The following is a 10,849-nucleotide window of genomic DNA, read 5'->3' as shown; positions in this document are numbered from 1 at the left end:
CAAGCAGCGCCTGCCGAGCGAGATCGAACCGGCGATCCCGGCGGCCGTGCCGGCCATTCTGGTGCGCAAGGCCGGCGATTTCCCCGCTTTGTGGGAGCGTGACAGTTCATTCGTCGCGGTGATGGAGGAGTTTTACCAGCGGGTGCGGGAGAAGAACCGGGACCTGCTGTGATCGGCTGGGGGGCCGTCCCAGGTCGTCGCGCGCCTTGCCCATGAGGCGATTTCGCCCCACAATCGCTTCATTTATTGGAGCGATTGATTCGTGCAAACGCCTCACCTTTGGATCTGGCAGCAACCCGACTGGCCCCGCTTGCGCTGGGACGAGGCCCGTCTGTCGCCACTGCTCGCCCGCGCCCGGCTGGCCCAGGGCAAGGTCCTGGGGGCGGCCCGACTGCTCGACGTCAATCTCACCCTGGAGGCGATGGCCGCCATCCTGGTGGAGGATGGTCTGACCACCAGTGCCATCGAGGGCGAGCGGCTCGATCTGGACACAGTGCGCTCCTCGGTGGCCCGCCGACTGGGACTGCCGACCGTCGGGCTGCCGACGCCGCCGCGTGGCGTGGATGGGTTGATCGATGTGCTGCTGGATGCGACTAGGCACCATGACGCGACTTTGACCGTCGGGCGCCTGCTCGGTTGGCAGGCCGCCTTGTGTCCAACGGGCTACTCCGGTCTGCACGCCATCCAGGTCGGCAGCCTGCGCGGCGACGAACCGATGCAGGTCGTCTCGGGCGGTCACGGCCGCGAAAAGGTCCACTTCGTTGCACCACCCCGCGCGGGACTGGACGCGGAGGTCGAGCGTTTCCTGGCCTGGTTCAACGCACCACCCACTGACCTTGATGGCTTAGTACGCGCCGGGCTCGCTCACCTCTGGTTCGTCACGCTGCATCCCTTCGAGGACGGCAACGGCCGGCTGGCCCGCGCCATCACGGACATGGCGCTCTCCCAGGATGAAGGCCAGCCGATGCGGTTTTTCAGCCTCTCCGCACAGGTCCTGCGGGAACGCGATGCCTACTATGACATCCTGGAGCGCACCCAGCGTGCCGGAGTGGAAGTCCCGACTGGCTCGCCTGGTTCCTGATGCAGGTCGAGGCGGCCGCGACCGCCGCCGAGCAGACGGTGGCCGACACCCTCGCCAAGGCGCGATTCTGGCTCCGACACCACGCCACCATCCTCAATGAGCGTCAGCGTAAAGTGCTCAACCGTCTGTTGGACGCTGGCCCGGCCGGATTCGCGGGCGGTATGAACACCCGCAAGTATCTCGGTCTGACCAAGACCAGCCGCGCAACCGCTTACCGGGAGCTGGCTGATCTGGTGGAGAAGGGTTGTCTGCGCCCCACCGATAAGGGGGGGCGCAGCAGCGGGTATGAGATCCTCTGGTGATTTACAGGTCGAAGCGATCCAGGTTCATCACCTTGGTCCAGGCGGCCACGAAGTCCCGCACGAAGGTCTGCGGCGCGTCGTTGCTCGCATAGACCTCCGCCAGCGCGCGCAGCTGCGAGTTCGAGCCGAAGACGAGATCGGCGATGGTGCCCGTCCATCGCAGCGCCCCGGTCTTGCGATCGTGCCCTTCCAGCACGCCTTCAACCGTCGTGGACCTCTGCCACTGTGTGTTCATGTCGAGCAGATTCACGAAGAAGTCATTGGTCAGGGTCTCGGGTCTGTGGGTGAAGACGCCGTGCGCAGAGCGGTCAAAATTGGCGTTCAGCACGCGCAGGCCGCCGATGAGTACCGTCATCTCGGGTGCGGTCAGGGTCAGCAGTTGCGCCTTGTCGACCAGCAGTTCGGCCGCTGCCCCCTCCAGCCCCGCGCGGGTGTAGTTACGGAAGCCGTCGGCCTGCGGCTCGAGCACGGCCAACGACGCCACATCGGTCTGCGCCTGTGTGGCGTCCATGCGGCCCGGGGAGAAGGGCACCTGCACCTCAAAGCCGGCCTTCTTTGCCGCGGCTTCGACGGCCGCGCCGCCCGCCAGGACGATCAGGTCGGCCAGCGAGACCTTCTTCCCCCCGGGCCGGTCTCCACTTTGGGCGCCGTTGAACGCCTGCTGGATGGCTTCCAGGATCGCGAGGGTCTTGGCCAGTTCCAACGGCTGGTTGACGGCCCAGTCCTTCTGCGGCGCCAGGCGGATGCGCGCGCCATTGGCGCCGCCGCGCTTGTCGCTGCCGCGGAAGGTCGCGGCCGAGGCCCAGGCGGTGCTGACCAGCGTCGAAATAGACAGGCCGGAAGCCATCACCTGGGCCTTCAGTGCGGCGCAGTCCTGCGCATCCACCAGTGCGTGGTCGAGGGCGGGGATCGGGTCCTGCCAGATCAGTTCTTCCTGCGGCACCAGTGGGCCGAGGTAGCGGGCGCGCGGGCCCATGTCACGGTGCGTCAGCTTGAACCAGGCGCGGGCGAAGGCGTCGGCGAACTCCTGCGGGTGCTGCATGAAGCGGCGCGCGATCTTCTCGTAGGCCGGGTCCATGCGGATGGCCATGTCGGCCGTGGTCATGATGGGGGCGTGGCGTTTGCTGGGATCATGTGCGTCGGGCACGGTGCCGGCACCGGCGCCACCCTTGGGTGTCCACTGGTGGGCGCCGGCCGGGCTCTTGGTCAGCTCCCATTCATAGCCGAACAGGTTCTCGAAATAGCCGTTGTCCCACTGGGTCGGGTGATTGGTCCAGGCGCCCTCAATGCCGCTGGTGATGGTGTCGTCACCCCGGCCAGAGCCCAGGCTGTTCTTCCAGCCCAGGCCCTGCTCCTCGATGTCGGCGCCCTCCGGCTCGCGGCCGACGTAGGTTGCCGGGTCACCGGCGCCGTGGCACTTGCCGAAGGTGTGGCCGCCGGCGGCGAGCGCCACCGTCTCCTCGTCGTTCATGGCCATGCGGGCGAAGGTCTCGCGGATGTCCCGCGCCGAACCCAGTGGGTCCGGGTGGCCGTTCGGGCCTTCGGGGTTCACGTAGATCAGGCCCATCTGCACGGCGCCCAGCGGGTTGGCGAGTTCACGGTCGCCACTGTAGCGCTCGTCGCCCAGCCAGGTAGTCTCCGGCCCCCAGTTGATGTCTGGCTCGGGCTCCCAGATGTCCGCGCGGCCCCCGGCGAAGCCGAAGGTCTTGAGCCCCATCGACTCCAGCGCGACGGTGCCGGTGAGGATCAAGAGGTCTGCCCACGAGAGCTTCCGGCCGTACTTCTGCTTGATCGGCCACAGCAGCCGGCGCGCCTTGTCGAGGTTGCCGTTATCCGGCCAACTGTTCAGCGGTGCGAAGCGTTGCGCGCCGGTGCCGGCGCCGCCGCGGCCGTCGGCGATGCGATAGGTGCCCGCGGCATGCCAGGCCATGCGGATGAACAGCGGGCCATAGTGGCCGTAGTCCGCGGGCCACCAGTCCTGCGAGTCCGTCATCAGTGCCCGCAGGTCCCGGATCACGGCGTCCAGGTCGAGACTCTTGAACGCCTCGGCGTAGTTGAAGGTCGCGCCCGGCCGGTTGGACAGCGTGGAATGCTGATGCAGGATCGCCAGGTTGAGCTGATTGGGCCACCAGTCCCGGTTGCCCCGGCCACCGCTGGCCATGGTCTGCACTCTTGCGCTGCTTGAGAATGGGCACTGCGATTGGGTTGACATGGTTGTCTCCTGTGACAGTATTCAATGGATTGGCCGCGACGGTCTGGATGTCGGGCACCGTTCAATCAACGCATCAGCGACGTCGGCGTCACGTCCTGGGCCTGCATGGTCGTCGGCATGGGGATGTGTTGGATTACCTTGCCGCCGAAATCGACCTTGTTCAGTTCGACCTTGCGGACCGTCAGGTCACCGTAGGTCCGAAAGTAGGCGACGTGGTTCTTCAGATCATAGACCGTCGCCCACTCGGTCAGGTCATAGTCCATCGTTGGACCGCCTCCGGTCTTGGACGGGGTCTTCTGCGCCACCACGCCGAGTGGAATGTCGACCGCGTTCAGGATATGGAAGGCCAGGTTCGCCCCCTCGGCCGCCGTCGCCACGGGGGTTGACGCAAAGGCAAGCGCGGTGGTCTTCACAAAACGGCTCGGTGGTGTGTAGTCCCCCGGCAGCCCCAGGAGCCCGGTGCCCTGGCCGAGCGGCTTGACCTCCACCGACCCCAGCTTGAGCGCATCGACGTTGATGTTCGTCAAGTCGATATGGTTACGCAGGTTGGTCTGGTGCCAGTCGAAGGGTGGGGAATTGGTGAGGACGCCGATGGGGTTGTCATCAATGTGCAGCTTGCCGTTGAGATCGGCGACTCAAGTGGTCAGGCTGAAAACACTCTCCGGCCAGTGGTCGGCAGTGACCCCCTGCAGGGCGGTGAGAATGCGTGCGGCCAGGGTGGGGTCTACCTGACCGCCGGTCTTGACCTCAGACTGGCCCATTAGAGCCCCTTGCAGTCCCTGGACGATCGCCCGCGCGGCGTCGGCGAGACCGCGCCGGGCTAGCAGGGTGTGGAATTCGTCACTGGACAGGCAGTGGAGGAAGGTGGTCACCACCGTTTCTTCCTCCCAGCGTTTGGGGTCACTAAAGGCTACGACCAGCTCCAACCAGTCCAGAACCTCGGCACCGAGGCCGATGGCTTGTAGCTCACGATAGGTTCTCGGCCACTGGGCGTGGGGTGTTTTGCGTAACCAGTTCGAGAGGGCGAGCGGCGTCACGAGCGGACCCTCGTCCACGGGGCGACGGACGCTCAATGACGCTGCGCCGGCCAAATCGACTGGCAAGGGCGAGGACTCTGGAATCTCCAGATAGTCCAACCCTATGCCCCCCGCCGCCATGAGAGCAGGGGCCGCGGCGGCGGGCGAGCCCAGGTCGTCGCTTGGTGGGGCCTCGGGCGGGGCCTCGGCAACAATGGGTGCATCGTCGTCGGCCTGGCGGCGCAGGAAGGCCGGTATATCCAGATAGTCCAGGTCATTCAAACGACCCGCAGAGTACCCAACGCCCGGGCTAACGACCGACCCCATCCCCCCCCAACCCGCCGGGACCATCTGGGCCACCTGGTGGAGTTCCGGCATCTGCGTCGGCGTCTCCCCTTCGACCCGGACATGGACCAGCAGAAAGTTGGTCCGGTCCGTGACCAACTGGTACCCCACGGCCAGGTCGACCGAGTCTGCTGCCGACAGGGATTGGAGCCGATCCATGGCGGCCATCCGCGCCAGGGCATCGCCCGCCTCGACCTGAGCCGGGTCGAGTACCGCGCACGCAATCTCCGCCGCCTGCGTCGCACCCGGCGATGCCCCCAGCCAGCGGACCGTGCCGGCCGGCGCGCGCGCAAAGCCCGCGAAGCAGTTGACCGTGTCGCCGTCGAAGATGGCAGTCGCCAGTGGCGAGACCCACAGGGGTCTCTGGTCCTCCGGCCAGACCAGACGCAGCCCCGTCAGCCGCGGTGACCGCAGCCGGGCGAACATGCGCAGCACGGCGGGTTCCACCGCCTCGCCCGGGGCGACGAAGTCGCAGGCCCCGCCAGTCGCCGTCGCCAGGCGGCGCAGATGACCTTCCGCCGGGCTGGCCCCGATCCCCACCACGAAGACCCGGTGACCGGTCTCCCCGGCGGTCTCGATGAGCCGGTCGATCGCCTCGATCTCCCCATCGGTGACCAGCAACAGATCGCTCTCGCCGCCATGCGCCAGGGCGCAGGTCGACACCAGGGCGCTTTCCATCTCGGTGCCCCCCAGGTCCGCCTCCAGTGCCCCGACCCACCGCTGGGCCGCCAATCGGCTCACCTCGGTCAGCAACCACAGCCCCCGGGAGCGATGCTTGACCGTGCTGCCGAAGCGCGACAGCGAGAACCGGTCCGTCGGCCCCAACTGGAGCAGGACGGCCTGCAAGGCCCGCCGCGCGGCGGCGATGCTGTCGCCCGCCATGGACCCGGAGCAGTCCACCAGGATCTTGAGCGCCTGACCCTGGGTCTGAACCGGCATCTGCGGCAGGAAGCTCGCCAGCACCACAACGTGGTCCCCACTGGGGTCCGCAACCGGGTCCCGCGCCATGACGGCCATGGACTGCTGCGCCAGTTGATCGATCACCAACACGAAATCCCGGTCCAGGGCGCCCTGCCGGGCCAGCGACACGCCCAGCACATCCGCACCGACGCCATCCTCGCGACCCACGGCAATGGGGTGGCTCGGTGAGGCGACCCGCGCCCGCGCCAAGTCACCGTGCAGGCGCAGGCGAATCGCGAAGGGATAGACCGCCAGGAGGTTGAACTCGCTGACTTGGTGGGGCTGCAACCCACCATCGCGCACCGGGTCCCCGTAACGCGGGGCGATCACGGTGGGGATTGAGAGACGCAGGCCGCCCTGCTCGAATGCAAGCACCTGGGCGTAGCGCACGGTGATCTGGCAGACCTCGCCCGCCAGCAGGTTGCCCAGGTTCAGGCTGTAGCTGCCGTCGTGGTTACGCTCCAGCATGATGGCCGACTGCCCCTGGCTCAGGGCCTCCTCATAGCGGGCCTCGGCCTGGCGCTTCTCGACCACCGAACCGGTCAGGTGTTGCCCATTGAGGATGACGTCCACACCCAGCAGCACGGCACCCCAGGGGAGCGGGAAGCGATAGACCACCTCCATGTTCGTCTTGGCGGTATTGCGGAAGCGCTGTTCCACAGACATGTCCAGCAACAGCCCCCGTAGATCGCCGGTGGCGACCAGGCCCTCCAGCATCGCCGGCCGACCATCCCGACTCTCCAACCGCGCACTCGCATCCTGTTCCATCGTCTCGCCCCTACCTTACTGTTGTTCTTGTTTCGCGGCGCCGTCTGCGGGTGACTCAACGGTCACCGCGGCGAAGGCCGCCATCACGCCCTGCACGAAGGACCGCACCTGCTCGGGCGTGAGCCCCGCCCGCCCCGGGTCGATCACCACCTCCACCCCCGCGGCGACTTTCAGGTGACTACAGACCGTCACCGATCCCAGCGCCTGATGCCGTGGCGGCACGGGCGGTGGTTCTCCCTGCAGCAGCGCACGGATACGCTCCAGTGACACCCCCGCCGCGGTCCATTTCTTGATCTGGAGCAGTTGCTCCAGATGGCGGGGGCCGTACCGGGCCGCGCGGGTCCCCCCCTGGGGCCGATCCACCAGACCGATCTGGATGTAATAGCGCACGGTGCGCGCGGACAGATCAGCGAGGACGCAGAGCTCGGACAGGGGGTAGTTGGGTTCAGAGACTGGTAGGTCTGTCATGGGCGACATTGAAACACTTGCACTGGCGCGAAACAAGTGCTTTAATCTTTTCCATGGTCGGAAACCGCCGACACTCTAAGACTGCGTCGCGTCGCGCTTGACGTCTATTGCAGCCGATGGATGTTGGGCGTAAATTCCGCGTCCTTGCCGGGCAACTCGCCCGGCTTCGTCAGTTAATCGTCTAGGGTACTGTGAGCATTCAACGTCCTGACCATTGCACCGTCACACTATCAGCCGCCTGCCTTGGCGGTGGGTGCTGTGCTGCCTGGACGAACGGAATAGCTCAGGACCCATGCAGCGCAGTCATGGCGGACAACCGCCCATACGACCTACAGTCGGCCAAGTCGCGGCGCAATAACCGCCCAGGCTTTACGACGTCCAAAACCATCTGATCGTCTGACCGGCAACCCCGTCAGCCGATCTGGCGGGGCAGCAAGAGAACCGGTACCACCTTTCCGGTCAATGACTCCCCCCGCCGTCCAGGCACGGACAAGCCGTGCCCGTCACCAAAGGGAGGGAGCAATGGCGAACAAGCAACTTTTCGCATCCAGCCGGGGCCGTCTGCTGCCGGGCGCCGATACCGTCAATGAGGCCGGAGGCTTGGCCTATGCCTTGCCGCCCAAGGCCGCCCTGGCGCAACTGGTCATGACCGGCACCCTGGGCAACGCCTTCTACGCCAACGCCCAAGCGCAGCTTGGTGCGCTGCTCGACTGTGCGCGTCAGGTGGACCCGCTCTATGTGGCGAAAACCGCAGTCTTCGCCCGCCGGCACGGGTACATGAAGGACACCCCGGCGGTCCTGGTGGCCATGCTCACCCTGAGTTCGCCGGATCTGGCACGCCGCGCCTTCGAGCAGGTGGTCGACAACGGTCGGATGCTGCGTAACTTCGTGCAGGTCCTGCGTTCCGGTGTCCTGGGCCGCAAGTCCCTGGGCTCGGCGCCCAAGCGGATGGTGCAACGGTGGTTGGACGATAGGGCCGTCGCGCAGCTCATGAACGACGCAGTAGGCCAGTCGCCGTCCCTGGCGGACATCATCAAGATGGTCCATCCGCGGCCGGTGAATCCCGAGCGTGAGGCCGTCTATGGCTGGCTACTGGGGCGGACCGTCGCGGCCGAACAACTGCCCGAGCAGGTGCGCACCTACGAGGCGTTCAAGGCGGCATTGGCCGCGGGCGATCAGCAGGCACCGCTGCCGGCAGTGAACTTCCAGTTGCTGACCGCCCTGCCGCTCACGCCGGCACACTGGATCGAGATCGCACGCCGGGCGCCCTGGCAGACGCTGCGGATGAATCTCAATGCCTATGCACGGCATGGCGTGTTCGGGGAGAGGGGAACCGACGGCCTGGTGTCGGACCTGGCGGCCCGGTTGCGCGATCGCGAGACCATCCGCCGTGCCCGGGTGTTCCCCTTCCAGTTGCTCGCCACCTGGCGGGCGTTGGATGAGCGCGTACCGGTCGAGTTGCGCGAGGCCCTGCAGGATGCGATGGAGATCGCCTTGGAAAACGTGCCGGTGCTGGCGGGCAAGGTCTATGTGCTGCCCGATGTGTCCGGGTCCATGGGGGCGCCGGTCACGGGTGCCCGCCAGGGCGCGAGCAGTCAGGTGACCTGCCGGGACGCCGCGGCGCTGATTGCCTCGGCCATCCTGCGGCACAACCCGTCGGCGCAGCTGATCGCCTTCGATGACCAGGTTCGGCCGCTGGCGCTCAACCCGCGGGACAGCGTGACCACCAATGCGGCGGTTCTGGCGCGGACCGGCGGCGGGGGGACCAATACCAGCCAGCCGCTGGCCTGGCTCAACGCACGGCAGGCCCGCGGCGATCTGGTCCTCTATTGCTCGGACAACGCGTCCTGGATGGACCACCGCCATGCCGGAGCGACCGAGACCCTGCGCCAGTGGGAGGCGTTCCGGGTACGGAATCCGGCCGCGCGGCTGGTGTGCCTGGACCTGCAGCCCTATGCCAGCAGCCAGGCGTTGAGCCGTGCGGACATCCTCAACATCGGCGGCTTTTCGGATGCGGTGTTCGAGGTGCTGGGACGCTTCGCTCGGGGCGAGCACGACGGCGAGCATTGGGTGGCCGCTATTGAAGCGGTGGAGGTGTAAGGGGTTCGCCCCGCGGGCGGGAATGCAGTCGGGAGTACATGTCTTGAAAACATATCGTCTCTCGACATTCCCTTGTCCCGCTCGTGGGGCAACGGTTTCGCGACGAATGCGGTTCGGCAGTACATGGCAATAGCGGTTGGGAACTCGCACCGGGGGATCGCCCCGGGTTACCGGCCTGCTTGACGGGCTGGGAAAAGGAACTGTCGGCCACCTTGTCGTCGCCTTTTTTGTTCGGTTTCGGCAGCGAATGCCGTCGGCGTTACTCATAATCCATGGGTCGCGGGTTCGATTCCCGCCACCGCGCAGGCGGTGTAGCTCAGTCGGTAGAGCAATGGGGGCCTCGTGCCCAAACGTCGACACCCTTGTCGCTGCCACCTTTTTCGCAGGTCCCGGCGCACTGGTCGGGCCAGGAGGCAACCATGCCCATCAAGCAAGTGATCACCGAGGGCGAGAAGCCCGTCAAGGTCTGGACCGACGAGTTGGACCCCGGCGCGCGGGCGCAGTTGGTGAACCTGTCCAAGCTGTCCTTCATCCACCACCACGTGGCGGCCATGCCGGACGTGCACGGCGGCATCGGCGCCACGATCGGCAGCGTCATCGCCACCCACCAGGCCATCATCCCGGCCGCGGTGGGGGTGGATATCGGCTGCGGTATGGCGGCGGTGCGCCTGTCGCTGCGCGCCAACGACATCGACGAGAAGTCCCTGAAAAAGCTCTTCGACCAGATCAGCCGGGACGTGCCGGTCGGCCGCAACCAACACAAGGACGAGCGCGCCTTGACCGAGGTCGCTCGGCCCTTCGACGCCCAGCTCGCCGCCATGACCGGGAAGCACCCGCAACTGCTCAAGGCCTTCGGGCGATTCTCCAACTGGGTTAACCAGATGGGGACCCTGGGCGGCGGTAACCACTTCATTGAGGTCTGCCTGGACGAGGCGGATCAGGTGTGGGTGATGCTGCACTCCGGGAGCCGGGGCATCGGCAACGCCATCGGCCACTACTTCATCGAACTGGCCCGGCGGGACATGGAGCGCTGGTTCATCCAGTTGCCGGATCGGGACCTGGCCTACTTCCCCGAAGGGAGCGAGCACTTCGACGACTATGTGGAGGCGGTGTCCTGGGCTCAGTCCTACGCGCGAGAGAACCGTGACCAGATGATGCAACTGGTCCTGGCGGCCCTGGCCCGGCACCTGCCGCCCTTCCAGGCGACCATGGCCGTGGTCAACTGCCACCACAACTATGTGGACCGGGAGCATCATTTTGGAAAGAACGTCTGGGTCACCCGCAAGGGGGCCATCCGGGCGCGCGAGGGTGACCTGGGGATCATTCCCGGCAGTATGGGGGCGCGCAGCTACATCGTGCGCGGCCGGGGTAACCCGGAAAGCTTTTGCTCCTGCGCCCACGGGGCCGGCCGGCGCATGAGCCGCACCGCGGCCGAGCACCAGTTCACCGTCGAAGACCTGGCAGCCCAGACCGCGGGGGTCATCTGCCGCAAGGACAAGGGCGTGCTCGACGAGATCCCGGGCGCCTACAAGGACATCGACCAGGTCATGGCCAACCAGGCGGACCTGGTGGAGGTGGTGCATACCCTCAAGCAGGT

General features: G+C 66.6%; 6 protein-coding genes and 1 pseudogene. 3 read left to right on the top strand and 4 right to left on the bottom strand.

What is annotated here, in order from left to right:
* Positions 1-262 precede the first annotated feature (262 nt).
* A pseudogene (locus QZY44_RS27915) lies at positions 263-1,383 on the top strand (Fic family protein).
* Position 1,384: 1 nt separating this feature from the next.
* Here the strand turns inward: QZY44_RS27915 and katG are convergent.
* The 4 genes from katG to QZY44_RS27895 all read right to left on the bottom strand — a co-directional run bounded on the left by katG (position 1,385) and on the right by QZY44_RS27895 (position 7,152).
* Positions 1,385-3,595: a catalase/peroxidase HPI gene (gene katG / locus QZY44_RS27910; protein ID WP_295455790.1), complete on the bottom strand. Its 2,211-nt coding sequence runs from the start codon at positions 3,593-3,595 to the stop codon at positions 1,385-1,387.
* A 65-nt stretch (positions 3,596-3,660) separates the two neighbouring features.
* A complete protein-coding gene (locus tag QZY44_RS27905) occupies positions 3,661-4,209 on the bottom strand; it encodes a linear amide C-N hydrolase (protein WP_295455792.1) in 549 nt (182 codons plus the stop codon).
* A 21-nt stretch (positions 4,210-4,230) separates the two neighbouring features.
* Complete coding sequence (locus QZY44_RS27900; RefSeq protein ID WP_295455788.1) at positions 4,231-6,684, bottom strand: VIT domain-containing protein; 2,454 nt, start codon at positions 6,682-6,684, stop codon at positions 4,231-4,233.
* Positions 6,685-6,699: 15 nt separating this feature from the next.
* Positions 6,700-7,152, bottom strand: a complete 453-nt coding sequence (locus QZY44_RS27895) for a MerR family transcriptional regulator (protein WP_295455786.1) — start codon at positions 7,150-7,152, stop codon at positions 6,700-6,702.
* Between the two features lie 522 nt (positions 7,153-7,674).
* On the opposite strand from QZY44_RS27895, the gene QZY44_RS27890 reads away from it, so the two are divergent.
* Both QZY44_RS27890 and QZY44_RS27885 read left to right on the top strand, forming a co-directional pair.
* Positions 7,675-9,252 (top strand): RNA-binding protein, encoded by a 1,578-nt coding sequence (locus tag QZY44_RS27890; protein ID WP_295455784.1) that lies wholly within the window; start codon positions 7,675-7,677, stop codon positions 9,250-9,252.
* 419 nt (positions 9,253-9,671) lie between these two features.
* Positions 9,672-10,849: RtcB family protein (locus QZY44_RS27885; RefSeq protein WP_295455782.1), on the top strand; the 1,178-nt coding region annotated here is incomplete at its 3' end.

It is taken from the genome of uncultured Thiodictyon sp., from assembly GCA_903837595.1.
Taxonomy (GTDB): domain Bacteria; phylum Pseudomonadota; class Gammaproteobacteria; order Chromatiales; family Chromatiaceae; genus Thiodictyon.
Note: the sequence above shows the minus strand (reverse complement) of the source record. Positions and strands in the feature narration are given on the sequence as shown.

Coding starts and splice junctions, on each gene's coding strand:
- QZY44_RS27900 (WP_295455788.1), bottom strand. CDS start 6,684: ATGGAACAGGATGCGAGTGCGCGGTTGGAGAGTCGGGATGGTCGGCCG.
- QZY44_RS27895 (WP_295455786.1), bottom strand. CDS start 7,152: ATGACAGACCTACCAGTCTCTGAACCCAACTACCCCCTGTCCGAGCTC.
- katG (WP_295455790.1), bottom strand. CDS start 3,595: ATGTCAACCCAATCGCAGTGCCCATTCTCAAGCAGCGCAAGAGTGCAG.
- QZY44_RS27890 (WP_295455784.1), top strand. CDS start 7,675: ATGGCGAACAAGCAACTTTTCGCATCCAGCCGGGGCCGTCTGCTGCCG.